At 70.1% G+C, this 26,357-nt stretch carries 27 protein-coding genes, 1 tRNA gene and 1 riboswitch; of the genes, 19 read left to right on the top strand and 9 right to left on the bottom strand.

The window, feature by feature from the left end:
• Positions 1 to 203: 203 nt before the first annotated feature.
• On the top strand, positions 204 to 644 hold the full coding sequence (locus K6I34_RS06505; RefSeq protein WP_308293970.1) for an RDD family protein: 441 nt from the start codon (positions 204 to 206) through the stop codon (positions 642 to 644).
• Here the strand turns inward: K6I34_RS06505 and K6I34_RS06500 are convergent.
• A complete protein-coding gene (locus K6I34_RS06500; RefSeq protein WP_229323122.1) occupies positions 630 to 917 on the bottom strand; it encodes a hypothetical protein in 288 nt (95 codons plus the stop codon). The genes K6I34_RS06505 and K6I34_RS06500 overlap by 15 nt on opposite strands.
• 315 nt (positions 918 to 1,232) lie before the next feature.
• On the opposite strand from K6I34_RS06500, the gene K6I34_RS06495 reads away from it, so the two are divergent.
• Positions 1,233 to 3,659: an immune inhibitor A domain-containing protein gene (locus K6I34_RS06495; RefSeq protein ID WP_229323121.1), complete on the top strand. Its 2,427-nt coding sequence runs from the start codon at positions 1,233 to 1,235 to the stop codon at positions 3,657 to 3,659.
• Positions 3,660 to 3,824: 165 nt separating this feature from the next.
• Positions 3,825 to 4,127 carry a hypothetical protein gene (locus K6I34_RS06490; protein ID WP_229323120.1) on the top strand — a complete coding sequence of 101 codons (303 nt, stop codon included), beginning with the start codon at positions 3,825 to 3,827 and terminating at the stop codon, positions 4,125 to 4,127.
• A 34-nt stretch (positions 4,128 to 4,161) separates the two neighbouring features.
• Here K6I34_RS06490 and K6I34_RS06485 read toward each other — a convergent pair whose 3' ends face one another.
• Both K6I34_RS06485 and K6I34_RS06480 read right to left on the bottom strand, forming a co-directional pair.
• Positions 4,162 to 4,755 (bottom strand): nicotinamidase, encoded by a 594-nt coding sequence (locus K6I34_RS06485; RefSeq protein ID WP_229323119.1) that lies wholly within the window; start codon positions 4,753 to 4,755, stop codon positions 4,162 to 4,164.
• Positions 4,756 to 4,912: 157 nt separating this feature from the next.
• Positions 4,913 to 6,241: a nicotinate phosphoribosyltransferase gene (locus K6I34_RS06480; RefSeq protein ID WP_229323118.1), complete on the bottom strand. Its 1,329-nt coding sequence runs from the start codon at positions 6,239 to 6,241 to the stop codon at positions 4,913 to 4,915.
• A 502-nt stretch (positions 6,242 to 6,743) separates the two neighbouring features.
• Between K6I34_RS06480 and clpS the strand changes: the two genes are divergently transcribed.
• The 7 genes from clpS to K6I34_RS06445 all read left to right on the top strand — a co-directional run bounded on the left by clpS (position 6,744) and on the right by K6I34_RS06445 (position 12,728).
• The gene (gene clpS, locus K6I34_RS06475; protein ID WP_229323117.1) at positions 6,744 to 7,055 is read left to right on the top strand and encodes an ATP-dependent Clp protease adapter ClpS; all 312 of its coding nucleotides are present in this window, start codon (positions 6,744 to 6,746) and stop codon (positions 7,053 to 7,055) included.
• Complete coding sequence (locus K6I34_RS06470; protein WP_229323116.1) at positions 7,055 to 7,648, top strand: DUF2017 domain-containing protein; 594 nt, start codon at positions 7,055 to 7,057, stop codon at positions 7,646 to 7,648. The genes clpS and K6I34_RS06470 overlap by 1 nt, the downstream gene beginning before the upstream one ends.
• A gap of 411 nt (positions 7,649 to 8,059) precedes the next feature.
• The gene (locus tag K6I34_RS06465) at positions 8,060 to 9,571 is read left to right on the top strand and encodes an amino acid permease (protein ID WP_229323115.1); all 1,512 of its coding nucleotides are present in this window, start codon (positions 8,060 to 8,062) and stop codon (positions 9,569 to 9,571) included.
• Between the two features lie 180 nt (positions 9,572 to 9,751).
• Positions 9,752 to 10,174: a Mov34/MPN/PAD-1 family protein gene (locus tag K6I34_RS06460; RefSeq protein ID WP_229323114.1), complete on the top strand. Its 423-nt coding sequence runs from the start codon at positions 9,752 to 9,754 to the stop codon at positions 10,172 to 10,174.
• Positions 10,175 to 10,302: 128 nt separating this feature from the next.
• The gene (locus K6I34_RS06455; RefSeq protein ID WP_229323113.1) at positions 10,303 to 10,620 is read left to right on the top strand and encodes a MoaD/ThiS family protein; all 318 of its coding nucleotides are present in this window, start codon (positions 10,303 to 10,305) and stop codon (positions 10,618 to 10,620) included.
• A gap of 32 nt (positions 10,621 to 10,652) precedes the next feature.
• Positions 10,653 to 11,603 carry a PLP-dependent cysteine synthase family protein gene (locus K6I34_RS06450; protein ID WP_229323125.1) on the top strand — a complete coding sequence of 317 codons (951 nt, stop codon included), beginning with the start codon at positions 10,653 to 10,655 and terminating at the stop codon, positions 11,601 to 11,603.
• Positions 11,604 to 11,966: 363 nt separating this feature from the next.
• Complete coding sequence (locus tag K6I34_RS06445; protein ID WP_229323112.1) at positions 11,967 to 12,728, top strand: MBL fold metallo-hydrolase; 762 nt, start codon at positions 11,967 to 11,969, stop codon at positions 12,726 to 12,728.
• 147 nt (positions 12,729 to 12,875) lie between these two features.
• Here the strand turns inward: K6I34_RS06445 and K6I34_RS06440 are convergent, their stop codons facing one another.
• The gene (locus K6I34_RS06440; protein ID WP_229323124.1) at positions 12,876 to 14,087 is read right to left on the bottom strand and encodes a PTS transporter subunit EIIC; all 1,212 of its coding nucleotides are present in this window, start codon (positions 14,085 to 14,087) and stop codon (positions 12,876 to 12,878) included.
• A gap of 434 nt (positions 14,088 to 14,521) precedes the next feature.
• On the bottom strand, positions 14,522 to 15,835 hold the full coding sequence (locus tag K6I34_RS06435) for a PTS transporter subunit EIIC (RefSeq protein ID WP_229323111.1): 1,314 nt from the start codon (positions 15,833 to 15,835) through the stop codon (positions 14,522 to 14,524).
• A 237-nt stretch (positions 15,836 to 16,072) separates the two neighbouring features.
• On the opposite strand from K6I34_RS06435, the gene K6I34_RS06430 reads away from it, so the two are divergent.
• The 3 genes from K6I34_RS06430 to rdgB all read left to right on the top strand — a co-directional run bounded on the left by K6I34_RS06430 (position 16,073) and on the right by rdgB (position 17,738).
• Positions 16,073 to 16,306, top strand: coding sequence for a glucose PTS transporter subunit EIIB (locus tag K6I34_RS06430; RefSeq protein WP_229323110.1), 234 nt, complete (start codon positions 16,073 to 16,075; stop codon positions 16,304 to 16,306).
• A gap of 89 nt (positions 16,307 to 16,395) precedes the next feature.
• Complete coding sequence (gene rph, locus K6I34_RS06425) at positions 16,396 to 17,139, top strand: ribonuclease PH (protein WP_229323109.1); 744 nt, start codon at positions 16,396 to 16,398, stop codon at positions 17,137 to 17,139.
• Positions 17,136 to 17,738 (top strand): RdgB/HAM1 family non-canonical purine NTP pyrophosphatase, encoded by a 603-nt coding sequence (gene rdgB / locus K6I34_RS06420; protein WP_229323108.1) that lies wholly within the window; start codon positions 17,136 to 17,138, stop codon positions 17,736 to 17,738. The genes rph and rdgB overlap by 4 nt, the downstream gene beginning before the upstream one ends.
• A 59-nt stretch (positions 17,739 to 17,797) precedes the next feature.
• Here the strand turns inward: rdgB and K6I34_RS06415 are convergent.
• Positions 17,798 to 17,881 (bottom strand) — tRNA-Leu (locus tag K6I34_RS06415).
• Positions 17,882 to 17,930: 49 nt separating this feature from the next.
• Positions 17,931 to 18,941, bottom strand: a complete 1,011-nt coding sequence (locus tag K6I34_RS06410; protein ID WP_229323107.1) for an HNH endonuclease — start codon at positions 18,939 to 18,941, stop codon at positions 17,931 to 17,933.
• Positions 18,942 to 19,398: 457 nt separating this feature from the next.
• Here K6I34_RS06410 and K6I34_RS06405 point away from each other — a divergent pair, with 457 nt between their 5' ends.
• Both K6I34_RS06405 and K6I34_RS06400 read left to right on the top strand, forming a co-directional pair.
• Complete coding sequence (locus K6I34_RS06405) at positions 19,399 to 19,950, top strand: hypothetical protein (protein ID WP_229323106.1); 552 nt, start codon at positions 19,399 to 19,401, stop codon at positions 19,948 to 19,950.
• Entirely contained in the window at positions 19,950 to 21,212 is a 1,263-nt protein-coding gene (locus tag K6I34_RS06400; RefSeq protein ID WP_229323123.1) for a sensor histidine kinase KdpD, read from the top strand. The genes K6I34_RS06405 and K6I34_RS06400 overlap by 1 nt, the downstream gene beginning before the upstream one ends.
• A gap of 154 nt (positions 21,213 to 21,366) precedes the next feature.
• On the opposite strand, the gene bcp is transcribed toward K6I34_RS06400, so the two are convergent.
• Entirely contained in the window at positions 21,367 to 21,834 is a 468-nt protein-coding gene (gene bcp / locus K6I34_RS06395) for a thioredoxin-dependent thiol peroxidase (protein ID WP_229323105.1), read from the bottom strand.
• Positions 21,835 to 21,989: 155 nt separating this feature from the next.
• Here bcp and K6I34_RS06390 point away from each other — a divergent pair, with 155 nt between their 5' ends.
• The 3 genes from K6I34_RS06390 (at position 21,990) to K6I34_RS06380 (ending at position 23,182) form a co-directional block, all read left to right on the top strand.
• A complete protein-coding gene (locus tag K6I34_RS06390) occupies positions 21,990 to 22,310 on the top strand; it encodes a DUF3618 domain-containing protein (RefSeq protein ID WP_229323104.1) in 321 nt (106 codons plus the stop codon).
• Positions 22,311 to 22,443: 133 nt separating this feature from the next.
• The gene (locus tag K6I34_RS06385; protein ID WP_058046871.1) at positions 22,444 to 22,746 is read left to right on the top strand and encodes a co-chaperone GroES; all 303 of its coding nucleotides are present in this window, start codon (positions 22,444 to 22,446) and stop codon (positions 22,744 to 22,746) included.
• A 14-nt stretch (positions 22,747 to 22,760) separates the two neighbouring features.
• Positions 22,761 to 22,828, top strand: a riboswitch (guanidine-III (ykkC-III) riboswitch).
• Between the two features lie 33 nt (positions 22,829 to 22,861).
• Positions 22,862 to 23,182, top strand: a complete 321-nt coding sequence (locus K6I34_RS06380; protein WP_121798432.1) for a multidrug efflux SMR transporter — start codon at positions 22,862 to 22,864, stop codon at positions 23,180 to 23,182.
• Positions 23,183 to 23,217: 35 nt separating this feature from the next.
• Here the strand turns inward: K6I34_RS06380 and K6I34_RS06375 are convergent, their stop codons facing one another.
• A complete protein-coding gene (locus K6I34_RS06375) occupies positions 23,218 to 25,476 on the bottom strand; it encodes a transglycosylase domain-containing protein (protein WP_229323103.1) in 2,259 nt (752 codons plus the stop codon).
• Between the two features lie 303 nt (positions 25,477 to 25,779).
• Between K6I34_RS06375 and K6I34_RS06370 the strand changes: the two genes are divergently transcribed.
• Positions 25,780 to 26,357 (top strand): DUF1707 domain-containing protein (locus K6I34_RS06370; protein WP_229323102.1); only part of this gene is annotated, 578 nt, incomplete at its 3' end.

Here is a 26,357-nt window from a genome sequence, read left to right as displayed (position 1 = left end):
GGTCACCGCCGTAGGGCCCGCCGCCCGGCGGGCCCTACGGCGGTGACCCCTACGGTGGAGGCGGAGCTCCCGGGAGCGGGCCCTACGGGGCTCCCGGTGGCGGCGCTTACGGAGCCCCCGGTGGTGGCGGCCCCTACGGCGGTCCCGGGGGGCCGGGGAATCCCTACGGGGACCAGTACGGCGCCACCGACCCGCTCGCGGGCATGCCGCCGCTCGCCGCCCGCTGGCGGCGCCTCGTCGCGCGGATCATCGACGCGTTGCTCGTCGGCATCCCCATCAGCGCCGTCTACTCGGCGGTCACGTGGGGAGAGCGCTGGAACGCGACGGACTCCAAGACGACGAGCCTCGGCATCGTCACCATGCTCGTCTACTTCATCTACGAGGGTCTGATGCTGACCACCCGCGGTCAGACCGTCGGCAAGATGGCCATGAAGATCCGCGTCGCCATGCTGGAGAACGGCGCGATCCCCCAGGGGACGCCGGGCTGGACACGCGCCGCCGTCTACTCCCTGCCCGAAGTCGTGCCGTGCTGCGGCTTCGTCTTCTGGCTGATCAATGTGCTGTGGTGCACCTGGGACATGCCCTATCACCAGTGCATTCACGACAAGGCGGCGAAGACCGTGGTGGTCTCAACCGTGCAGTGAGTGCTCGCTCACCCTGGCCTCGGCGGGTGGCCGCGTGGGCTCCGGGGCCCGGCCCCCTGGGCCGGGGACGCGCACGCGGCGGGCCCGGGCGCGCAGCGACGGCCGTGCCACCGGGACCGTCATGGCGACCAGCAGGCCCAGGAAAAGGGCGACAAGGGCAATGACCGCTATTCCGGGCCCTGTTCGTGTCTGCGTCAGCAGCAGCATGGCAAGGGTCGAGAATACGACGGTGGCCGAACCGTAGGCTATCTGTGCAAGGGTCGGACGCGGCATGGCGGGATCCGTCCTCGGGGCAATGTGTGGGGTGCGGAGCCGGCTGGTGCGTACACCAAAACGACTCTACGGTCCTGTCTGCCCGAGCGGAACTGCTGGTAAGCGTGACCTTATCGACGGTATCGAAGCACAGGGGGCGCACTTGGCCATGCGCCTGTCCAACATGTGGGACAAGTCCGGCTGTTGGTGTCCGAAATCCGTGATTTAAAGGCCGGATAATGTACGTGCTGTTACAGCATCGGTCAAGATCTGTCTTTTCTCTCATCGGTCCGGTCAAATACCTCCCAAGTTTGTTACTGGGGAGGACAGAAACAAGTGAAGAGCAGCCAACGGAGGGTCGCCAGATCCGCCGCAGTGGCCACGGTCGTCGCGCTGGGCGCGGCGACCCTTTCGGTCGGGGTGGCCGGATCGGCGCTGGCGGCGAACGCGACCGGAACGGCCGGAGCGGCAGGGTCTGACCAGCCCGCCGCCGTCGTGCGCCAGGACCCCGCGCCGCGTGGCGTCGAGCACGATCTCAAGGGCCCGTTCAGCAAGCAGGCCGAGGCGCAGCGCAAGGCCGCCGTCGACAAGGTGATATCCGGCGAGGCCAAGCCGCAGCAGCGCGGCGGCTCGTCGGTCGTCCAGCTCGGCAAGGGGAAGTACGTCGAGCTGGCCCGGCAGAAGACCGACAAGATATTCACGATCCTGGTGGACTTCGGCGACAAGGTCGACGACACCACGATGTACGACCCGGACGGCCCCGACGGCCCGCAGCCCCCGGTGAAGAAGTACGGCGGCACCCCCGGCCCGGCGCACAACACGATAGAGAAGCCGGACCGTGCCAAGGACAACAGCACGGCCTGGCAGAAGGACTTCAACCGCCAGCACTACCAGGACCTGTACTTCTCGCACGACAAGGACAAGGAGTCCCTGGCGAAGTACTACGAGAAGCAGTCCTCGGGCCGCTACTCGGTCGACGGCGTGGTGACGGACTGGGTCCGGGTCCCCTGGAACGAGGCCCGCTACGGTTCCAACTACTGCGGCTCCACCAACTGCCCGAGCGCCTGGGACCTGGTGCGCGACGGAGTCAACCAGTGGGTCAAGGACCAGAAGGCCCAGGGCCGTTCCGACGCCGACATCAAGGCGACGCTGGCCCAGTACGACCAGTGGGACCGCAACGACTACAACCACGACGGCAACTTCAACGAGCCCGACGGTTACATCGACCACTTCCAGATCGTGCACGCCGGCGAGGACGAGTCCGCGGGCGGCGGCAAGCAGGGCAAGGACGCGATCTGGGCGCACCGCTGGTACGCCTACGGCTCGGACGTGGGCAAGACCGGCCCGGCCGACAACAAGGCGGGCGGCACCCAGATCGGTGACACCGGCTTCTGGGTCGGCGACTACACCATGCAGCCGGAGAACGGCGGCCTCGGCGTCTTCGCCCACGAGTACGGCCACGACCTCGGCCTGCCCGACGAGTACGACACCACCGGCAAGGGCGAGTCGTCCGTCGACTACTGGTCCCTGATGTCCGCCGGCTCCTGGCTGGGCAACGGCAAGGACTCCATCGGCGACCTGCCCGGCGACATGAGCGCCTGGGACAAGCTCCAGCTCGGCTGGCTCAACTACGACAAGGCGAAGGCGGCGACGAAGTCGACGCACAAGCTGGGCGTGGCCGAGTACAACACCAAGGACAAGCAGGCGCTCGTCGTCGACCTGCCCGCCAAGGCGGTCAAGACGGATGTGGTGAAGCCCGCCGAGGGCAGCAAGCAGTGGTGGGGCGGTCAGGGCGACAACCTCAAGAACACCCTCACCCGCGGCGTGGACCTCACCGGCAAGTCCAAGGCACAGCTGGACCTTTCCGGCTGGTGGGACATCGAGACGGGCTACGACTTCCTCTACACCGAGGTGTCCACGGACGGCGGCGCGAACTGGACCCCGCTCGACGGCACCGCCGACGGCAAGCCCGTCACCCGTGACGGCGGCGACCGCCCCGCGCTGACCGGTGTCTCCGGCGCGTACAAGAAGCTGTCGTTCCCGCTCGACGCCTACGCGGGCAAGAAGATCGACCTGCGCTTCCGCTACCAGACGGACGGCGGCGCCTCCGGCAAGGGCTTCACCGCCGACGCGATCAGCCTCACCGCCGACGGTACGGCCGTCTTCACGGACAACGCCGAGGGCGGCGACAACGGCTGGAAGGCCGACGGCTTCTCGCGCATCGGCGAGTCCTTCACCAAGGAGTACGCGCAGTACTACATCGCCGAGAACCGGCAGTACGTGTCGTACGACAGGACCCTCAAGGTCGGCCCGTACAACTTCGGCTGGAAGAGCAGCAAGCCCCAGTGGGTCGAGCACTTCCCCTACCAGCCGGGTCTGCTGATCTGGAAGTGGGACACCTCGCAGGCGGACAACAACGTCGGCGTGCACCCGGGCGTGGGCCGCATCCTGCCCGTCGACGCCCACCCGAAGGCCGAGAAGTGGGCGGACGGCTCGCTGATGCGCAACCGCTTCCAGGCGTACGACTCGACCTTCAGCTGGTTCCCGGCGCAGGGCTACACCGTCCACAAGGACGGCGTCGCCACCCGGATCAAGGGCAAGCTCGGCAGCCCGGTCTTCGACGACCGCAAGGGCACCTACTACGACCCGAGCAACCCCACGGGCGGTGTGCAGGTTACTGACACCAACACCCGGATCAAGATCCTGCACCAGGCGCTGGACGGCTCCACGATGACGCTCCAGGTGGCTCCGTCGGGTAGGTAATCCGGGGAAAAACCGCCTGAAACCATCATCTCCGCAGGTCAGAAGTGCATCGGCCGTCGCCCCCTAGCGGGCGGCGGCCGATCGCGTTTAGATGACTGTCGTGGCGCTCTCACGGACGTCGTTGTTGACACCCCGGCCGTCCGGACCGGGGGAGAGGTGGCGTGGATGGCCGGTGGCGGGTTCACGAAGCTGCCGGGCGGCACGGTGGTCGTCGCCCTGTCCCTGCCGGTGCCCGAGGGCGGGCGCGTACGGGTCCTGGTCCATGCCGTGAACCGCCAGCGGGCGCTCACACGCCTTCGGAACCTCGGCTTCCGGGCGGTCTACCTGCGGGGGAACACCGAGCCGCCCACCCCCGACGAGATCACCGCCGTGCTGCACCACCCGGACGGGCTGGTGTGGCGGGCGTCCCTGACGGACGACACGGAGTCCTGGCACCCGATAGGCAGCCTCCCGGGGCTCCGCCCCTGACGGCTGCGGCACCCATGCCCCGCGAGGGCGGGACTCAGCCGCCCTGGACGATCGGTTTGCCGCTCAGCTCGATGCCGGCCCGGCGCATCTCCTCCAGCGCCCTCTCCGTGGTGTGCGGGGCGACGCCCGCCGTCAGGTCCAGCAGCACATGGGTGGCGAAGCCCTCCCGCCGGGCGTCCAGCGCGGTCGCCCGGACGCAGTGGTCCGTGGCGATGCCCACGACGTCGACCTCGGTCACGTCGCGCTCCCGCAGCCAGTCCGCCAGCGGGACGCCGTTCTCGTCGGCGCCCTCGAAGCCGCTGTAGGCGGCCGCGTAGGCACCCTTGTCGAAGACGGCCTCTATGGCGCCCGAGGCGATCACGGGCGCGATGTTGGGGTGGAAGCCGCTGCCCTCCGTGCCCGCCACGCAGTGCACGGGCCAGGTGTGCTCGAAATCCGGGTGGTCGGAGAAATGGCCGCCGGGATCTATGTGGTGGTCGCGCGTCGCGACGACGTGCCGGTAGCCCGCGCCCGCCTCGCCGACGAGGTCGGTGATGGCCGCGGCCACATCGGCACCGCCGACGACCGCGAGGCTGCCGCCTTCGCAGAAGTCGTTCTGCACGTCGACGATGATCAGTGCACGCTGCATAGTGCGGATCCTTTGTGAAAGGCCCTCGGCCGACAGTGCGGATCAAGTCGCTGTGACCGAGGGTAGTGACTCCCGTGGCGTATTGGGAGGGGGTCTCGGCGCGCCCGGGCGGCGCACCGTCCGGGCGTACCCGGAACGCCCCGTCCGTTTCCGCCCGTCAGACGTACTCCGTAGGGAGCACCGCCTCGCCGCGCGAGAGCTGGGTGGCCGACATCGGCAGGCCCGCCCGCGCGGCCCTGTGGCGGTCACGCGCCGCGTCCAGCGGCTCGCGGGCGACGGCCCTGCCGCCGCGCACGAGCTCCACCAGCAGCTGCCTGTCGGCCAGCTCCTCGGGCACCGGCCCGGTGCCGACGACCTCCGCCTCGGCCACGCCGTCCGCGTCCAGGCGGCGCGCCGCCCACTTGCGGCCGCCGATGGAGGTCTTCCCGCCCATCGACTTCTTGGCCACCGGCCGCAGCGGGGCGTCCGGCTCGCCGGAGTCCGCGCGGGCCACGAGCTTGTAGACCATCGAGCAGGTGGGGTGCCCGCTGCCGGTCACCAGCTGGGTGCCGACGCCGTACGCGTCCACGGGCGCCGCGCCCAGCGAGGCGATGGCGTACTCGTCCAGGTCGCTGGTGACCACGATCTTCGTGTCGAAGGCGCCCAGGGCATCGAGCTGCTGCCGCACCCGGTAGGCGAGCAGCAGCAGGTCGCCGGAGTCGATCCGCACCGCGCCCAGCTCCGGACCGGCGATGTCCACCGCCATGCGGACGGCCTCGGCGACGTCGTAGGTGTCCACCAGGAGGGTGGTGCCGCTGCCGAGCGAGGCGACCTGCGCGGTGAAGGCGTCCTTCTCGCTGTCGTGCAGCAGCGTGAAGGCATGCGCACTGGTGCCGACGGTCGGGATGTTGTAGCGGAAGCCCGCCGCGAGGTCGGAGGTGCTGGTGAAGCCGCCCACGTACGCGGCGCGGGACGCGGCGACGGCGGCCAGCTCGTGCGTGCGCCGGGCCCCCATCTCGATCAGCGGCCGGTCGCCCGCGGCGGCCGACATCCGCGAGGCCGCGGCGGCGACGGCCGAGTCGTGGTTGAGGATCGACAGGATCACCGTCTCCAGCAGCACCGCCTCGGCGAAGGAGCCCTCGACGCGCAGGATCGGCGAGCCCGGGAAGTAGACCTCGCCCTCCGGGTAGCCCCAGATGTCCCCGCGGAAGCGGAAGTCCGCCAGCCAGGCGAGCGTCGGCTCGTCGACGATGCGCTGGTCGGCGAGGAAGCGGAGGACGCCCGCGTCGAAGCGGAAGTTCTCCACCGCGTCCAGCACCCGGCCGGTGCCTCCCACGACGCCGTACCGGCGGCCCTCGGGCAGCCTGCGGGTGAAGACCTCGAAGACCGACCGGCGGTCCGCGGTGCCGGCCCGCAGCGCGGCCTGCAGCATCGTGAGTTCGTACCGGTCGGTGAAGAGGGCCGTCGACGGCACAGCCACCGGCAGTCCCAGGTCCGCAGCGTTCACTTCGCCCTACCTCGCTTATGTCCGTCCAGGGCCTTCGCGACGATGCTACCCCTGCTACTCGTCAGACTGACGATTTCTAAGGGCGGGCTTCGTCACCTCGCCGTTGAGCCTGGCCACGCCCCCGGACCCCGTTGTGGTGCGGCCCGGTGGTCCGGCTGCGCCCACCGGGGTGCGTCTTGCGCTGCGCGCGCGGCTGCGGGTCCGGCGGGGGCTGATCGCGCAGTTCCCCGCGCCCCTGATGGGGTGCGCTATTCCGTCACCTTCCGGTCGTGGCACGCGTTCCGCGGGGGCTCCGGCCCCCGGATCGCCGCGCGGTCGTCGCCGGGGTGCGCCCCGTCAGGGGCGCGGGGAACTCCGCGACAAGCCCCCACCGTCCCGCAGCCGAAATCGATCCCGGGGTCCAGGGGCGAAGCCCCGACGGGGTCCGGGGGCGGAGCCCCAGGGGGAACCCCTTTCCACATACGGCACCCCGTTTGTGCGCTCGCCGCAGGCGAGTGGCAGCATGGATGACGTGAGCGTCGCCCCCGTTGAGATCGAACGTCCCGAGTCGAGCGAGGCACCCTTCGCGGTGACCGAGCCCGATGTCCCCTGGGTCACGTTGGTTCACAACGACCCCGTCAACCTCATGAGTTATGTGACGTATGTCTTCCAGGCCTACTTCGGCTACTCCAAGGACAAGGCCCACAAGCTGATGCTCGACGTCCACCACAAGGGCCGCGCCACCGTGTCCAGCGGCAGTCGCGAGGAAATGGAGCGTGACGTGCAGGCGATGCACGGTTACGGCCTGTGGGCGACCCTGTCGCAGGACCGTTGATGGCCGGGTACTTCGAGCCGCTCGCGGGCGGCGGGGCCGCCGTGGCCCTGGACGAGGTCGAGGTCTCCATCCTGCGCAGCCTGGCCGTCCAGCTGCTGGAGCTCATCGGGCCCGGCGAGGGGCACGGCCCGGACGACGCCGATCCGCTCGCGCGCCTCTTCGCCGAGGGCCCGAGCGAGCCGCCCGCCGATCCCGCGCTGGCCCGGCTCTTCCCCGACGCGTACGGCGAGCCCGGCGTCCCGCAGGACGTGGAGCAGCGCGCGCACGCCGCGGAATTCCGCCGCTACACCGAGAACGACCTGCGGGCCCGCAAGCGGGACGACGCCCTCGCCGTCGTCCGCTCGCTGGACGCGCTGGCCGTCGGCGGCGACCGTGGCGCGGTGCTGCGGCTGTCGCCCGAGGAGTGCCGCCGCTGGCTGGGCGCCCTCAACGACCTGCGGCTGACCATCGGCACCCGGCTGGAGGTCACGGAGGAGGACGACGGCGAGGCGTTCCTGCGGCTGCCGGACGACGACCCCCGCAAGCCGATGGTGATGGCGTACCTCTGGCTGGGCGGCCTCCAGGAGACCCTCGTCGAGGCGCTGATGGCCTGAGCGATGGTCTGAGCGATGGCTTGAACCTTACGGTTCCCGCAGTGGCGGGTGCAGTACGGACGTGGTGATCGGGTGGTACGAAATCACCCGATCGGCGTCCGATAGTCGGACATCGCGCACCGGCCGTTCGCTCAGCGAACGCTCAATTCCGGATAACGATCGAGTTACCGTAGTGGTCGCCATTGGGCGGCCTTTTCTTATTTGTCCTACTTTTGTTGTGGCGTGGGCCACAGCACTCTGGACGATCACATTGCGCCACGTGATAAACCTTCACGACCTGCCTCCGTGACGCCACCCATGTCGCGGCGGGAGCGCTTCGCCGGCCGACCGTCGGCACTGCAGGACTCCATCCGGGGGGATCTGGACCCGATCCGCACTTGGCCGGATCGGTATGGAGAAAGGCGCACCACCATGACCTCTGAGCAGGTCGCGGACCGCTCCGCAGACGCGGAGGCCGCACGGCAGGACGGAAGCGGACAGGGAGCTTCCGAGGGTTACCAGCGGGGGCTGGGCAACCGGCAGATCCAGATGATCGCCATCGGCGGCGCCATCGGCACCGGCCTCTTCCTCGGCGCGGGCACGGCCATCCACAGGGCGGGCCCCAGCCTGATCCTGGCCTACGCGATAGCCGGCCTCGTCATCTTCTTCATCATGCGGGCGCTCGGCGAGCTGCTCATGTACCGCCCGGTCTCGGGCTCCTTCTCCGACTACGCGCGTGAGTTCCTCGGCCCGTTCTGGGGCTATGTCACGGGCTGGACCTACTGGCTCTTCTGGGTCGTCACCGGCATCACCGAGGTGACCGCCGCCGCGACCTATGTGAACTTCTGGACCAAGGACTCCAGCGTCCACATCCCGCAGTGGGCCTCGGCGCTGGCCTTCACCGTCGTTCTCTACCTGGCCAACCTGATCTCCGTGAAGCTCTTCGGCGAGCTCGAGTTCTGGTTCTCCATGGTCAAGGTCACCGCCATCATCGGCATGATCCTGATCGGCCTCGGCGTCATCACCCTCGGCTTCTCCAACGCCGGTGACACCGCCTCCTTCGGCAACCTCTGGGCGCACCACGGCTTCTTCCCCAACGGCATCAAGAGCACCCTGATGACGTTGCAGATCGTGATGTTCGCCTTCCTCGCCGTCGAGCTCGTCGGCGTCACCGCGGGCGAGGCCAAGGACCCGAAGAAGACCCTGCCCAAGGCCATCAACACCGTGCCGTGGCGCATCGCCGTCTTCTACATCGGCGCCCTGATCATCATCCTCGCCGTCGTGCCGTGGTCCGAGTTCCTGCCCGGCAAGAGCCCCTTCGTGGCCGCGTTCGAGAAGATCGGCCTCCCGGCGGGCGCGAGCATCGTGAACTTCGTGGTGCTCACCGCCGCCCTCTCCTCCTGCAACTCCGGCATGTACTCCACCGGCCGCATGCTGCGCGACCTCGCGCTCAACGGCCAGGGCCCGCAGTTCTTCGCCCAGCTCAGCAAGAAGGGCCTGCCGCTGCGCGGCACCACCGCTTCCGCCGCGCTGATGCTGGTCGGCGTCTGGATCAACTACCAGTGGCCGGGCCAGGCCTTCACCTACGTCGTCTCCTTCGCGACGATCTCCGGTATGTGGGCCTGGATCATGATCCTCACGGCCCAGCTCCGCTACCGGCGCCTGGCCGACCGGGGCGTCCTCCCGCAGTCCGAGTTCCGCGCCCCCGGCGCGCCCTGGACGAGCGCCTTCGCCCTCGCCTTCATCGGCATGGTCATCGTGCTCATGGGCATCGACGAGGACTCCCGGGTCTCGCTCTACTGCGCACCGGTCTGGGCCCTGCTGATGGTCGTCTCCTACTTCACGCTCAAGCGCCGCAACCCGCAGGCGTTCGCGCGGAAGCCGGCGTCCCACTACGCGGAGCTGGCCGCCGCCACCCGCGCGGAGCTGGACCGGGCCGCGTAGGGTCACCCCGAGCGAGGGTCACCCCACTTCAAGAGGTCACCCACCGGGGGCTGCGCCCCCGGACCCCCGCGCCTACCGGGCTGCGTCTTGCGCTCCACGCGCGGCTGCGGGCCGGTGGGGGTTTGTCGCGCAGTTCCCCGCGCCCCTATTGGGGCGCGGGGAATGCTTATTCTTGCCCCCATGCTGACCATCACGCAGGACCTCTACGACCGGATCGTCGCCCACGCCCGTGCCGACCACCCCGACGAGGCCTGTGGCGTGGTCGCGGGGCCTGTCGGGACCGGGCGCCCCGAGCGGTTCATCCCGATGCTCAACGCCGCGCGCTCGCCCACGTTCTACGAGTTCGACTCGGCCGACCTGCTCAAGCTCTACCGCGAGATGGACGACCGCGACGAGGAGCCGGCCGTCGTCTACCACTCGCACACCGCCACCGAGGCGTACCCCTCGCGCACCGACATCTCGTACGCCAACGAGCCCGGCGCCCACTACGTGCTCGTCTCCACGGCCGACACCGACGGCACCGGCCCCTTCCAGTTCCGGTCCTTCCGGATAGTCGACGGCGAAGTCACCGAGGAGGAGGTCCGGGTCGTCGAGGCGTACTGAGGACTGAGACGGACGGTCCCGGATGACGGGACGAGCTTCCGGGAAGCGCACAGGGAATCGATACGATGCGGGCGTCGTTGCCACAGGTGCCCGCACGCCCGCACGTATTCGGACAGGGAGTCCACTACATGGCCATCGAGGTCCGCATCCCGACCATCCTCCGCACGTACACCGACAGCGCCAAGGCCGTCGAGGGCAGCGGTGCCACGATCGACGAGCTCTTCAAGGACCTCGACGCCCGCCACCCCGGCATCCGCGCGCGCCTCGTCGACGACAAGGGCGAGCTGCGCCGCTTCGTCAACGTCTACCTCAACGACGAGGACGTCCGCTTCCTCGGCGGCATCGGCACCGAGCTCGGTGACGGCGACAGCGTCACCATCCTCCCCGCCGTCGCGGGAGGCGCTGCCGGAGCGGAGCTCCGTCCTCATGGGGTGGTGGTCGGGTGACGGGCGGGAATGGCCTGATCGGCGACGTCCCCGTGCGCTACGACAGCCCGCTGGCAGCGGTGGGCAACACCCCGCTCGTCCGCCTGCCGCGGCTCTCGCCGTCCGACACCGTCCGGGTGTGGGCCAAGCTGGAGGACCGCAACCCCACCGGCTCGGTCAAGGACCGCCCCGCCCTGCACATGATCGAGCGGGCGGAGCAGGACGGCAGGCTCGAGCCGGGGGACACGATCCTGGAGCCCACCTCCGGCAACACCGGCATCTCGCTGGCCATGGCCGCCCGCCTCAAGGGCTACCGCATGGTCTGCGTCATGCCGGAGAACACCAGCGAGGAGCGCAGGCAGCTGCTCGCCATGTGGGGCGCGGAGATCATCCCCTCGCCCGCCGCCGGGGGCTCCAACACCGCCGTCCGCCAAGCCAAGGAACTGGCCGCGCAGCACCCCGACTGGGTGATGCTCTACCAGTACGGCAACCCCGACAACGCGGGCGCGCACTACGCCAGCACCGGCCCCGAGATCCTCGCCGACCTCCCCGAGATCACCCACTTCGTCGCCGGTCTCGGCACCACCGGCACCCTGATGGGTGTGGGCCGCTACCTGCGCGAGCACGTGCCGGACGTACGGATCGTGGCCGCCGAGCCGCGCTACGACGACATCGTCTACGGGCTGCGCAACCTCGACGAGGGCTTCGTGCCCGAGCTCTACGACGAGTCCGTGCTCACCACGCGCTACTCCGTCGGCTCCGAGGACGCGGTCCGGCGCACCCGGCAACTCCTCGCCGAAGAGGGCATCTTCGCCGGCATCTCCACGGGTGCGGTGCTCCACGCCGCGCTCGGCGTGGCCCGCAAGGCGGTACGGGCGGGCGAGCGCGCCGACATCGCCTTCGTCGTCGCCGACGGCGGCTGGAAGTACCTCTCGACGGGCGTCTACACGGCCACCACGGACGAGGAGGCCATGACGGCCTTGCAGGGCCAGCTCTGGGCCTGAGGCCCCGCGGCTGCGTGCCCCATCAGGGGCGCGGGGCTCTGTTGCATTTGCGGCTCCGCCGCGTGGGCGCGACCAGCCGTCGACGACCCGTAGCCGCCCACCGGGCCCGGGTGGCACCCCGGTAGGCGCAACGAGCCACCGGCCCGCAGCCGCGCGCGGAAGCGCAAGACGCACCCCGGTAGGCGCACCGCCCCGCGCAGCAGAAGCGGGGCACCCCACCCCGCAAAGCCGGGCGCAGCGCGTCCGTACCGGTGACTTCAACCACAACCGAACCTCGCAGAGGAGCGGCCGTCCGCTCCGCGCCTTACGCTCGACGGACCGCTCATGGCCCCCCGTAACCGGCCCACGGAGGTTCAGGCCCGTATGAAGCTCACCGTCGTCGGATGCTCCGGGTCGTTCCCGTCCACGGAATCGCCCTGCTCGAGCTACCTCGTAGAGGCCGACGGCTTCCGGCTGCTCCTCGACATGGGCAACGGCGCCCTCGGCGAGCTGCAGCGCCACATCGGTCTCTACGACCTCGACGCCATTCTGCTGTCGCATCTGCACCCCGACCACTGCATCGACATGTGCGGCTATTTCGTCGCCCGCTACTACCGGCACGAGGGCGGCAGGGCGGACGCCATCCCCGTCCACGGTCCGGAGGGCACCGAGCAGCGGCTGGCCGCGGCGTACGGCGACGTGCCGGACGAGAGCTGCATGGCGGAGGTCTTCGACTTCCGCACCCTGAAGCCGGGCACCTTCACCGCGGGCCCGCTCACCATCCGTACCGACCGGGTCCGGCACCCCGTCGAGGCGTACGCCTTCCGGATCGAGCACAACGGCAGCGCGCTGGTCTACTCCGGTGACACCGGGCCCTGCCAGGCGCTGCACGAGCTGTCCGTGGGCGCCGACCTGCTGCTGTGCGAGGCCTCCTTCACCCACGGCAAGGAGGACATCCCGGACCTCCACCTCACCGGCCGCGAGGCCGGCGAGCACGCCGCCCGCGCGGGCGTGGCCCGCCTCGTGCTCACCCACATCCCGCCGTGGACGGACCCGCTGACCAATCTCCGCGACGCCCGCGCGGTCTACGGCGGGCCGGTGGAACTGGCCCGCGCGGGCGCCGTCTACGAGGTTCAGCCCGGGTAATGCGGCACTGAAGCAGCTATCCGGCTTTTCGAGGAAATAACGCCGAGGGCCCCTGGAATCCATGGATTCCAGGGGCCCTCGGCCGCTGTGCGGAGTAATTGCGGGAATTCCCGCCGCTGTTACACCTGCGTTGTCACGCCTGCGCTGTTACGCCTTCAGCTCGGACGCCTCGTCCTCGGATTCACGGCCCGGGGTCTTGAGGTCGAACTTGAGGATGGCGAAGCGGAAGACCGCATAGTAGATCGCCGCGAAGCACAGGCCGACCAGGACCAGGAGCCACGGCTTGGTGGCGATGCCCAGGTTCAGCAGGAAGTCGATCGCGCCCGCGGAGAAGCCGAAGCCGTCCTTCATGCCGAGTGCCCAGGTCAGGGCCATCGAGACACCGGTCAGCACCGCGTGGACGGCGTACAGCACCGGGGCGATGAACATGAAGGTGAACTCGATCGGCTCGGTCACACCGGTCACGAAGGCGGTGAGCGCGAGCGAGAACATCATGCCGCCGACGACCTTGCGGTTCTCGGGGCGGGCACAGTGCACGATCGCCAGGCAGGCGGCCGGGAGGGCGAACATCATGATCGGGAAGAAGCCGGTCATGAACTGGCCCGCGTTCGGGTCGCCCGCGAGGAAGCGCGCGATGTCGCCGTTGACGGCGCCCTTGGCGCCGTCGTACGAACCGGCCTGGAACCACGGGAAGGAGTTCAGCAGGTGGTGCATGCCGACCGGGATCAGCGCGCGGTTGGCGACACCGAAGATGCCCGCGCCGACGGCGCCGGAGCCGACCAGCCACTCACCGAAGTTGTGCAGACCCGTGCCCAGCACCGGCCAGACGTAGCCGAAGACGACACCGATGACCAGGCCCGCGAAGGACGACAGGATCGGCACCAGGCGGCGGCCGCCGAAGAAGCCCATCCACTCGGGCAGCTTGGTGCGGTAGAAGCGCTGGTAGAGCAGCGCGACCACGAGGCCCATCACGACACCGCCGAGGACCTTGGCGTCGACGGCCTGTTCCACCATGGCGACCTTGTGGTCGACCACGGCCTCCTTCTTCGGCAGGCTGCTGTCGTGGAAGGTGCCCAGCACCTTCGAGAAGACCAGGTAACCGGCCACGGCGGCGAGCGCCGTGGAGCCGTCCGACTTCTTGGCGTAGCCGATCGCGACACCCACGGCGAACAGCAGCGCCATGTTGTCGAGGATCGCGCCGCCACCGGCCGACATGAATTCGGCGATCTTGTTCAGGAAGTGGGGGAAGGACTCCCTGCCCAGCATGTCGGGCTGGCCCAGGCGGACCATCAGCGCGGCCGCGGGCAGCACCGCGACCGGCAGCATCAGGCTGCGGCCGATACGCTGCGCGATGGCCATGGCGCCGGCGCCGAACTTCTTCTTCTCCGGCGCGGCGGTCTCGGACGCCTTCTTCGACGCCTTTGACGCCTTCGGCTCCTTCGCCTTCTTCTCCGGCGCGGCGTCCTCAGGCGTCTTCTTCGCCGCCTTGGCGCTCTTACTCATCGGATTCCTCCAGGTGAGGCGGGCGCTCGGGGGGAAGGGGGGACGGCCCGCAATCTGGTCTACACCACTCAGTGGTTTAGACCTGTTGTAGCACGTGAGTCCGGGATAAAGGAATCCGTTGTTCCAGGAGGGGCCGGGTGGCCTCGGACACAGGGAAACGGACACAGGGAAACGGCCCCCGGGCGGGCGTCCCGGGGGCCGTGGGCGTCGGCCCCGTGCGTGACGGAGCCGACGCGTCCCGTGCTGTTTACCTCGCGTGTTTACCTGGCGTGTTTACCTCGCGGGCTTTTTCACTTCACGTTCTCCCGCTCGATCTCCTCCGCCAGCTCTTCCGGCTCGCGGCCCGGCGTGGGCAGGTCGAACTTCGTAATGGCGAAGCGGAAAAGCACGTAGTAGACGATCGCGAAGCAGAGCCCGATCGGAATGATCAGCCATGGCTTGGTCGCGAGCCCCCAGTTGATGACGTAGTCGATCAGGCCCGCGGAGAAGCTGAACCCGTCGTGCACGCCGAAGCCCCACGTCACCGCCATCGACACACCCGTCAGCAGCGCGTGGATGACATAGAGGAGGGGCGCGATGAAGAGGAAGGAGTACTCGATGGGCTCCGTGATGCCCGTGACGAACGACGTCAGGCCCACCGACAGCATCATGCCGCTCACGGTCTTGCGGTGATGCGGCTTCGCGCAGTGCGCGATCGCGAGCGCCGCGGCGGGCAGCGCGAACATCATGATCGGGAAGAAACCCGAGGTGAACTGGCCCGCGTGCGGGTCACCCGCCAGGAAGCGGTTGATGTCGCCGTGCACCACCGTGCCGTCCGGCTTGGTGTACTCGCCGAACTGGAACCACATGAACGTGTTGAGGAACTGGTGGAGCCCCACCACCAGCAGCGCGCGGTTCGCCACACCGAACACACCCGCGCCCGCGGACCCCAGGTCCGACAGCCACTTGCTGAAGCTCGTCAGCGCGTGCCCCACGGGCGGCCAGACCCACAGACAGACCACCGCGAAGGCCAGCGCGACGAAGGACATGAGGATCGGCACCAGACGGCGCCCGTTGAAGAAGCCCAGCCAGTCCACCAGCCGCACCCGGTGGAAACGCACCCAGAACCAGGCGCTGAGCAGCCCGATCACGATGCCGCCGAACACCCCCGGGTTCTGGAAGGTCGCCGGGCTCGCCGCGCCCGTACCCGTGACGCACACCCCGCTCCACAGCCCCGCCCCGCCGAACTTCGTCTCGTGCGGGCAGTCCTCCGGGAACTGGTGCAGGACGGAGAAGTAGACGAGGAACGCCACCACCGCGGCCAGCGCTGTCGAGCCGTCCGCCTTCTTCGCCATGCCGATGGCCACGCCCACGCAGAACAGCAGCGGCAGGCCGAGGCCCGAGTCCAGCAGTGCCCCGCCCGCGCCCGCGAAGACCTTGGCGACGTCGGTCCAGCCCAGCCCGTCCTTGCCGAAGACGTCCGGCTGCCCCAGCCGGTTGAGGATGCCCGCCGCGGGCAGCACCGCGATCGGCAGCTGAAGGCTGCGGCCCATCTTCTGCAGGTTCGAGAAGAGGCTCTGCGCCCACTTCTTCCCGCGCGGGGCCGCCGCGGCGTCCGTCGTCATCTCCGTGCCTCCGCCTCGTCCCTCCGCGCGCCGCCCCGACGACGGTCACCCGCCGCTGTGCCGCATACTGGTGTAGACCACTTGCGGTGTGTTCGGGCCTCCCGGAGCGCAGCGCCGGTTGGTCGTCATCTTTCGCCAGATGACGGACATATGCCCGCGTAGTTGCGCTGAACGTGGGTTACCGTGTGAAAGCCGGTCGGCGGCGTCGCCGAAAGGCCGAGACATCCAGGAGTGCACATGGCCAGCAAGGCTGAGAAGATCGTCGCCGGTCTCGGCGGGATCGACAACATCGAAGAGGTCGAGGGCTGCATCACCCGCCTGCGCTGCGAGGTCAATGACCCCGAGCTCGTCGACGAGGCCGCGCTCAAGGCCGCCGGCGCCCACGGCGTCGTCAAGATGGGCACCGCCATCCAGGTCGTCATCGGCACCGAGGCCGACCCGATCGCCGGTGAGATCGAGGACATGATGTAAGGAGCCGCCAGGCTCCCCCGCAAGGGCCCCGCACCGGCATCCACATGATCCGGAACGGGGCCCTTCGCGTTGCCTATAGGCTCGTGCCCATGTCTCGCATCGACGGCCGTACGCCCGACCAGCTCCGCCCCGTGACCATCCAGCGCGGCTGGAGCAAGCACGCCGAGGGCTCCGTCCTCGTCTCCTTCGGGGACACCAAGGTCTTCTGCACCGCCAGCGTCACCGAGGGCGTCCCGCGCTGGCGCAAGGGCACCGGCGAGGGCTGGGTCACCGCCGAGTACGCGATGCTGCCGCGCGCCACCAACACCCGCGGCGACCGCGAGTCCGTCCGTGGCAAGATCGGCGGCCGCACCCACGAGATCTCCCGCCTCATCGGCCGCTCCCTGCGCGCCGTGATCGACTTCAAGGCGCTGGGCGAGAACACGATCGTCCTCGACTGCGACGTCCTCCAGGCCGACGGCGGCACCCGCACGGCCGCCATCACCGGCGCCTACGTGGCCCTCGCCGACGCCATCGCCTGGGCCCAGGCCAAGAAGCTGATCAAGCACGGCCGCAAGCCGCTCACCGGTACCGTCTCCGCCGTCAGCGTCGGCATCGTCGACGGCGTGCCCCTCCTCGACCTCTGCTACGAGGAGGACGTCCGCGCCGAGACCGACATGAACGTCGTCTGCACCGGCGACGGCCGCTTCGTCGAGGTCCAGGGCACCGCCGAGGCCGAGCCCTTCGCCCGCGAGGAGCTCAACGCCCTGCTCGACCTGGCGGTCGCCGGCTGCGCCACCCTCGACACGGCCCAGCGCGAGGCCCTCGCCCGCACCCTGGAGGAGACCGCGTGAAGCGCCTCGTCCTCGCCACCCGCAACACCGGCAAGATCGCCGAACTCCGCGCCATCCTCGCCGCCGCCGACCTCGGCGTCGACCTCGTCGGCGCCGACGCCTACCCCGAGGTCCCGGACGTCAAGGAGACCGGCGTCACCTTCGCCGAGAACGCCCTCCTCAAGGCCCACGCCCTGGCCCAGGCCACCGGCCTCCCCGCCGTCGCCGACGACTCGGGCCTGTGCGTGGACGTCCTGGGCGGCGCCCCCGGCATCTTCTCCGCCCGCTGGGCGGGCACCCACGGCGACGACAAGGCCAACCTGGACCTGCTCCTCGCCCAGCTCTCCGACATCGCCGAGGAACACCGCGGCGCCCACTTCGCCTGCGCCGCGGCCCTGGCCCTGCCGGACGGCACGGAGCGCGTCGTCGAGGGCCGCCTGGAGGGCACGCTGCGGCATGCCCCGAGCGGCACGGGCGGCTTCGGCTACGACCCGATCCTCCAGCCGCTGGGGGAGACGCGTACGTGTGCCGAGCTGACGCCGGACGAGAAGAACGCGATCAGCCACCGGGGGAAGGCGTTCAGGGGGCTGGTGCCGGTGGTGCGGGAGCTTTTGGGATAAGGGCTGCGAAGCAGAATCGGCCTGTGAATCGATTTCTTCGATTCACAGGCCGATTGCTGTGCGGCGGAAGGGATTCGAACCCTCAAGCCCTGTCACGGGCTACGGATCCTAAGTCCGCTGCGTCACCACTGCGCCACCGCCGCTAGCCGCCAGCCATGGTACCGGCTGGCGGCTGCTCGTGGGATTCGGGTGTCACCTTCGGGCCGGAGAGCTCTCTCTCCCGCGTTGGCCGCCCCGGCACCAGGTGTCCGTGAGCGCGTGGCAGTTGGGGCACAGGTAGCGGAGGTTCTCTCTGCGGTTGTCGAGCCGGTCGCCGTTGATGTGGTCGATCTGCAAGGTGATCGGTCTGCCCAGCCACTCGCCCTCGTTGCCGCAGAAGGCGCACCGGTACAGCACGCCGATCTCACCCAGAGCCCGGTGGAGCCGCTCGCGGCTTTCCCGTGTCGAGCCCCGTGGCCGTACCCGGAGTACATCGTGCGCGATGGGCTTGGGTTCGGCGACCCGGATCGTGCCCCAGGACCTCCGTACGAAGTGGGAAGTGTCCAGCCCCAGTTGGACGACCCGCCTTCTGACCCTGCGGTGGTTGGTGTCGTTCACGGCCAGCCCGAGCGCACGCATGACGTCGGCGAAGCTCGTCGCGTCGGCCACGGCTTCCCGTAGCTGGTCATCCGGCAGCACAAGCCGTCTGTTGCGGAAGTGCGCGGTGTCGATGCCCCGATCCCTGAGCATCCGCCCGAGTACCGCGCGTGTCCTGCCGTCATCGGGGACACCGAGTTCTCGTGCGACGCCGCGAACGCTCGTTGCGGACAAGGCGGCTGCCCTGAGCTCGTCATTGGTGAACGGTAAGTCGAGCTGGGGTCGGTTCAGGCCGGGAAAGTGGCTGACGTCGATGTTCAGTGCGGCGATCCGGCGGCGGATGTGGGAAAGGGTCCCGGCCGCCGGTGACGCGCCGAGCTTCTGCGCGACTTCGCGCAGGGTGGCGGACGAAGCGACGGCGTCGGCTATGGCCTCGTCCGGGTACTTGCGCCAGGGGCTGCGGTGCGTGAAATGGCTGATGTCGATGCCGTAAGCGGCGACCTTCTCCCGGAGGACGCGGCGCCTGCCACCGCTGGCCTTGACTCCCAGCTTGCGCATCAGGTCGGCCCACCCTGCCGACTCCGCGACGGCGGCCGTCAACGTTTCGCGGGCGTACACGTCAGCCATGGATGTGCCCAACATCGCGAAGATAGCTTCTGCTGCCCGGCGTCGACGCGCCTCCACACCAGCGCACCGCCTCGTCGTACGACGTAGAGACGCGAGCCGCTTCCACGAGCAGCTCGTAGGTGTACCTGACCGGCATGATCCCCTCCCTCAGCGCACCGGAGGGGCGAGGGCACGGCCAGAGGCCGTACCCCGTTCCCGTCCGGTGCGCGCGACGGTTGCGATTGCTGGGTACGGCCATCGACGGACAGCCTCGTACGCTCCAACGACAGGACGGGCGAGCGGTTACGCCGAATGTGTGAACGATCCGGCCCGCTGGGGCCGGGCGTGGTCAACCCGGTTCCGCCGGGAAACCTGATATAGGCATGAAGGGAACGCGCCGCCCGAATTCCCCGTCACTCACAGCAGGGGTGTCCCAAATGCGCCCCTCGCCAGCATCCCCGTCCAGGAAGAGAGGCCGATGGCCGAGCGTGCCGTGTCCCGGCGGGCCCGCGTGAGCACCGTTCTGGCGGTCTTCGCCGCGGTGACCGTCCTGGCGCTCGCGGGCGTGTGGCTCTGCCAGGCCCAGGACCGCTCGGGCTCGGTGTCCGACGCCCCCAAGACGGCCGCCGCGCAGAAGTCGCCGCAGCCGATCCGGGAGGTGCCGCGGGACACGGAGGCGGAGGAGGCCAAGCCGCAGGAGCTGCCCGGGGTCCGCGAGTGCGGGCTCGGCGCCCCCGTCGTGGAGCCGCAGATCATCACTCTGAACTGTGCCAACACCGGCGTCGTGGCCAGCGGCATCAAGTGGTCGCACTACGGCGCGGACGGCGCCGAGGGGCAGGGCGTGGTGCAGGTCTCGGTCGCTGCCAACGGCGCGGCAGCCAATGGCGCGGCCCCCGCGACCTATCCCGCGCGCTTCCGGTTGTACGGGGCGAAGAACGTCGACGGGCTGCTGGCGTTCACAGGTATCGACGTCGACTACACCGGGGCCACGCCCATGGGGGAGTCGAAGGAAACGTATTCGATCGCGTGATGGGTATCCGTGGCCGGATCGCGCTGGCGATCTCCTTCGTCACCGCGCTCGCCGTCGTGGTGCTCGGCGTCGCCGTGCACCACATCGCGGCCCAGGAGCGCGGCAGGCAGGCACAGTCCTACCAGGACGCCCTGCTGAGCTCCGCGCTCCAGGTCTACCAGCGGGACGGCCTGCTCGCGCTCGGCGCGCAGCTCGACGACTCGACGCTGCCGGTCCCGCTGGCGCAGCGGGTGTCGGACGGCAAGCCCGGTACGTACATCAGCGGCGGCGCCGATCCGCGGGTGTGGGCGGCGACGTCCGTGGGCGACGGCAAGGTGCTGTCCGTCTCGGCGCCCTACCCCGACCGCGACCCCGTGCAGAAGGCGCTGGACAAGGCGCTGATCGTGGCCGGGGTGGCCACGGTGGCGCTGATGGCGGTCGTGGCGTGGTTCGTGGCGCAGAGCCTCTCGCGGCGGCTGCGGACGAGCGCGGCCGCGGCGCGGCGGATCGCCGCCGGCGCGCCGCCGGACGCGGAGGTCCTCGCGGCGGGCGGCCGGGACGAGGTGGCCGAGCTGGGCCGCTCGGTGCACCACATGGCCACCTCGCTGGCGGCCCGGGTGGCCGCCGAGCGCGAGTTCACCGCGGACGTGGCGCACGAGCTGCGCACCCCGGTGGCGGGCCTGGTCGCCTCGGCCGAGCTGCTGCCGCACCCGCGGGCCGTCGAGATGGTCCGCGAGCGCGCCCAGACCATGCGTTCCCTGGTCGAGGACCTGCTGGAGGTCTCCCGGCTGGACTCCGGCGTGGAGCGGGCGCAGCTCGACCCGGTCGAGCTGCCGTCGCTCGTGCGCGGCATCGTCAAGCGGGCGCGCGGCCAGCGCGGTGTCGACGACGTCGCGGTCGAGGTCGTGGGCGAGGGCCGCATCGTGGCCACGGACGCGCGGCGCGTCGAGCGCATCCTGGTCAACCTGCTCGGCAACGCGGCGAAGCACGGCAAGCCGCCGATCGAGGTCCGCGTCGAGGGCACGCGGATCGTGGTGCGCGACCATGGCGGGGGCTATCCGGAGGAACTCGTCTCCCAGGGCCCGCGCCGCTTCCGCACGGCGGCACCGGAGCGGGGGACCGGGCATGGGCTGGGGCTGACGATTGCCGTGGGGCAGGCGTTGGTGCTGGGGGCGACGCTCACGTTTGACGAGGCGGAGGACGGTGGCGCTCAGGCCACGCTGACGCTGCCGCTGGCCGAGGACGAGGCGGATCGCTCCGCCCCGCAGACGGTCACCGCCTGACCATGGCCGGGGGCTGCGCCCCCGACCCCCGGTCGCCTGCGGGACCGGGGGTCGGCTGCGCCCACCGGGGTGCCTCTTGCGCTGCGCGCGCGGCTGCGGGTTCGCTGTGGCTGGGCGCGCAGTTCCCCGCGCCCCTTTCGGGGCCTGCCGGAGGCTACAGTCCCAGGTCCTTGATGATCTTCGCTACGTGGCCCGTGGCCTTGACGTTGTACAGCGCGCGCTCGACCTTGCCCTCCTCGTCCACGATCACCGTGGAGCGGATGACGCCGGTCACCACCTTGCCGTAGAGCTTCTTCTCGCCGTACGCCCCGTACGCGGTCAGGACGGTCTTGTCGGGGTCGCCGACCAGGGTCACCTTCAGCGACTCCTTGTCGCGGAACTTCGCGAGCTTCTCCGGCTTGTCGGGCGAGACGCCGATCACGTCGTAGCCGTGTCCGGCCAGGAAGTCGAGGTTGTCGGTGAAGTCGCACGCCTGCTTCGTGCAGCCGGGCGTGAGCGCGGCGGGGTAGAAGTAGACGATGACCTTGCGCCCCTTGTGGTCGGCCAGGGACACCGGCTTGCCGTCGGCGTCGGGCAGGGTGAAGGCGGGGGCGGTGTCGCCGGGCTGCAGGCGCTCGCTCATGGACATCTCCTCATCGGGATCGCTCGGGATCGGGGCCGGGTCCCGAGCGTAGTCAGCCTGCCGATCGGGGGTGCCGTGGGGCACGGGGTCCGCCGAGCTGACAGACTGTCGTCATCACTCATCATCACTCTTATCGAGACGACGGAGGCAGCGCGGTGTCGGATGCCAGGACCCCTGCGCAGATCGAGGCGGACATCGCCCGCAGGCGGCAGGAGCTCGCCGTGACGCTCGACGAGATCGGTGTGCGGATGCACCCGAAGACGATCGTGGGCGACGCCAAGGCGAAGGTGACCTCGAAGGTCGACCAGACCGCGGGCCGCGCCTATGTGGCGGTGAACCGCCTGGTCTCCGACGTCCGCGCCGGCCTGGTCGCCGAGGACGGCAGCCCGCGCCTGGAGCGGATCGTCCCGGTCGCGATGGTCGCGGTCGGCGTGATCGGCCTCCTGACGGTCTCCTCCCGCCGCCGCAAGGCCTGAGCCCCGTAAGGGGCGCGCGCAGCGTGGCCCCGCTCACACCAACCGATCCGCCGCCATGGCCGCGAGGCCGTACGCGGCCAGGTACGGTCATGGCGTGAGTACGAACACCACCCACGACAAGCTGCCCATCCGGATGCTCCACGACCGGGTGCTGGTCCGTACCGACATTCCGGAGGGCGAGCGCCGGTCCAGCGGCGGCATCGTCATTCCGGCGACGGCGGCGGTGGGCCGCAGGCTGGCGTGGGCGGAGGTCGTGGCCGTCGGCCAGAGCGTGCGCACGGTGGAGCCGGGCGACCGGGTGCTCTACGACCCGGAGGACCGCGCCGAGGTCGAGGTCCGCGGCGTGGCGTACGTGCTGATGCGCGAGCGCGACCTGCACGCGGTGGCGGCGGAGCGCCTGGAGGGGTCCGAGGACTCCACGGGGCTCTACCTCTGATCCCCGTTCGTCCCGGGGCTTTGCTACGGTCGTAAGTGCCCGACGAGACGCGCCGTACCGGGTCAGGACAAGACGACGCACCCCCTGAAGGAATGTCTTCCACGGAGGTGCCGTCATGGCATGGGTCCTGCTCGCCGTCGCCGGTCTGCTCGAGGTCGCCTGGTCGATCGGCATGAAGTTCACCGACGGGTTCACCAGGCTCTGGCCGAGCGTGTTCACCGTCGCGGGTATCGCCGCCAGCATGCTGCTGCTCTCCCAGGCCGCCCGGACGCTGCCGATCGGCACGGCGTACGGCGTCTGGGTCGGCATCGGCGCGGCGGGCGCGGCGGTCTTCGGCATGGCCGTGCTCGGTGAGCCCGCGACCGCCGCGCGTATCTTCTTCGTCGTCCTGCTGCTGGTGGCCGTGGTGGGCCTCAAGGCCACCTCGGGCCACTGACGTCGGTACGTCCGGTACGTCGGTACGTCAGCACGTCAGTACTCGTAGCCCAGGAGCCCCTCCCGCTCGTGCCGCTGCCCGTCCTTCTGCTCCGGGAAGAGCGTGAAGGGCGGCAGGCTCGGCAGCCCGGTCGGCGGGCCCGGCAGCGTCGGCGGGCCGGTCGGCGGCCCCGGCGGGCGCGTGGGGCGGGTCGGGAAGCCGGTCGGCGCCGAGGGCGTGGGCGGTGCGGAGCTCTCCGACGGCGGCGCCGAGGAGGAGGGCGGCTCCAGCGTGGGCGCGGGTCCGGCGCCCGACATCTGGAGGTCGAAGTCCTTCACCGGGGTGCCGCTCAGCGCCGCCTCGGTGTAGGCGGCCCAGATGTTCGCGGGCGCGCCGCCGCCGTTGATGCGGGCCTCCCCGGTCGCCCCGTAGAGCGGCTTCTGGGTGCCGGTGTCGGAGTCCTGGCCCATGACCGCGACGACGGTCGCCAGGTCGGGGGTGTAACCCGCGAACCAGGCGGCCTTGTCCTCCTCCGCCGTGCCCGTCTTGCCCGCGGCGGGGCGTCCGGCGGCCTGCGCGGCCGATCCGGTGCCGCTTTCGACGACGCTCCGCAGCACGGCCGTGGTGGTGTCGGCGGCGTCGCGCGTGACGGCCCGCTTGGGCTCCTTGCCGGGCAGTTCGACGTTCTCGCCGCCCTTGGTGACCTTGTCGACCAGCGTGTACGGGCCGTGCCTGCCGTGGTTGGCGAGCGTCGCGTACGCCTGGGCCATGTCGAGGACGCTGGCGGTGGCCACGCCCAGCGCGATGGAGGGGGTGGCGGTCAGCTCGGGGGTCTTCGCGGGGATGCCGAGGGCGATCGCGGTGTCCTTGACCTTGCTCGGACCGACGTCCTGCGCCATCTGGGCGTAGACCGCGTTGACGGACAGGTCGGTGGCCTTGGTGACGGTGATCTGTCCGTACGACCTGTCGTCCTCGTTGGCGGGCGCGTAGCCGACGGGCCCGCCCCGGCCCTGCACCGGGCGTTTGTTGGTGCCGTCGTAGAGGGTGTTGGGGGTGATGGGGCGGCCGTCCTGCGTCGTCGCGTCGTTCTCGACGGCGGAGGTGAAGACGAAGGGCTTGAAAGTGGAGCCCACCTGGTAGTCGCGGCGGGTGGCGTTGTTGACGTACTGCTTGGTGTAGTCGATGCCGCCGTAGAGCGCGACGACCCGGCCCGTCGTCGGGTCGATGGAGGCGCCGCCCGCGCGGACGTAGTGGTCGACCGGTCTGCTGTCGCTCAGGTCGTCCATCAGCTGTTTCTGCACGGCGTTGACGAAGGCGTCCTGCTTGTCCTTCTCGATGGTCGTGGTGATGCGGTAGCCGCCGCGGGCCAGCGTCTGCTCGTCGACGATCTTGTTGTCGGTGGTGAGGTAGTCCTTGACGGCCTCCACCAGATAGCCGCGCTGGCCGGACATGCCGACCCGCGGCCGGGACTTGCCGGGCGTGGGGAACTGCGTCTTCGCCCGCTCGTCCGCGGCGAGCCACTTCTTCTTGACCATGCCGTCGAGGACGTAGTTCCAGCGGGCCATGGCGCGCGGCTTGTTCTCGGGGTGCGCGCCGACGTCGTACGCGCTGGGCGCGTTGAGCAGCGTCGCGAGGTAGGCGCCCTCGGCGGTGTCCAGCTTGTCGGAGTCCTTGGCGTAGTACGCCTGGGCGGCGGCCTGGATGCCGTAGGCGTTGCGCCCGAAGTAGCTGGTGTTCAAATAGCCTTCGAGAATGTCGTCCTTGCTCTCCTCGCGGTCGAGTTTGATCGCGATGAAGAACTCCTTGACCTTGCGGCTGATGGTCTGCTCCTGGCCCAGGTAGTAGTTCTTGACGTACTGCTGGGTGATGGTGGAGCCGGACTGCTTGCCCTTGCCGGTGACGGTGTTCCACGCGGCGCGCAGCATGGCCTCGGGGTTCACGGCGGACTCGGAGTAGAAGTCGCGGTCCTCGGCGGCGAGCACGGCGTGCTGGACGGTCTTGGGCACGCGGCTCAGTGACACGCTCTCGCGGTTGACCTCGCCGTCGCGGGCGAGCTGGGTGCCGTCCGCGTAGAGGTAGACGTTGCTCTCGGCGACGGCCGCTTTGTTGGCCGGGGGGATGTTCACCAGCATGTAGCCGGCGACGAGGCCGCCCGCGATCAGCAGGACGATCAGCAGGAAACCGCCCAGCACCATGCGCCACGTCGGCAGGAGTCTGCGCCAGCCGGTGCGCCTGGGTCTGCCGGGTCTGCCGTTCGCGGCGGTGCCCTTGGGCGACCAGCCCGCCTGCCGCTGCTGTGACTGCTCGTCGCTCATTGTCGTCAGGGACTCCGTCGTGTCGGTCGGTTCGCTGTGCGCCGTACGTCCCGCCGGACACCATCGCATCATGCGTTCGGGGTCGGAAGACGTGGCACAGCGGTGGCCGCGCCGTAGGCCGAACGGGTGGGTCCGGCACTCCGGCGCTCGAGGTCGGCGGACTATCGAGGTTCAACGACGGGATGTGCCGTGGGATGCGACTGCTATGCGCCGAATGGGGCGCCCTTGTGTCGTCCTGTGCCCTGTCCGTGCCCCGCCTCTGCCCCGTCTGTGCCCCGTCCCGTGGTCGCTACCCTGTTCGCCATGACGAGCGAACTTCCCGAGATGCGGGCCTCCGACGCCGAACGCGAGCGCATTGCCGAAGTCTTGCGCGAGGCCCTTGCCGAGGGGCGGCTCGACATGGAGGAGTTCGGGCAGCGCGTCGACGCGGCGTACAAGGCCCGTACGCACGCGGAACTGGAGCCGCTGGTGCGGGACCTGCCCGCGGCGGGTTCCGGAGCGGGTTCCGGGAGCGTCTCCATGACGAAGCGTGACGAGGGCGGCTGGGCCGGGCGGATCGGCGGGCCCGCCACCTCGAAGGGCGCCTTCGCCATGTGGGGCGGCTTCCGCCGCTGGGGCGGATGGACGGTGGCCCGCCGCTTCACGGCGTTCACCATGTTCGGCGGCGGCAACATCGACCTGCGCGAGGCGCGGTTCGAGGACCGCGAGGTGGTCGTCCGCTGCTTCGCCTTCTTCGGCGGCATGGGCGTCGTCGTCCCGCCGGACCTGGACGTCGAGGTCCGCGGCATCGGCATCATGGGCGGCTTCGGCGACCGCGCCACGGGTACGGGGACCCCGGGGTCCCCGAAGGTACGGGTGACGGGGCTGGCGATGTGGGGCGG

The sequence above is a fragment of the Streptomyces sp. UNOC14_S4 genome (assembly GCF_020740835.1).
Taxonomy (GTDB): Bacteria; Actinomycetota; Actinomycetes; order Streptomycetales; family Streptomycetaceae; genus Streptomyces.
Note: the sequence above shows the minus strand (reverse complement) of the source record. Positions and strands in the feature narration are given on the sequence as shown.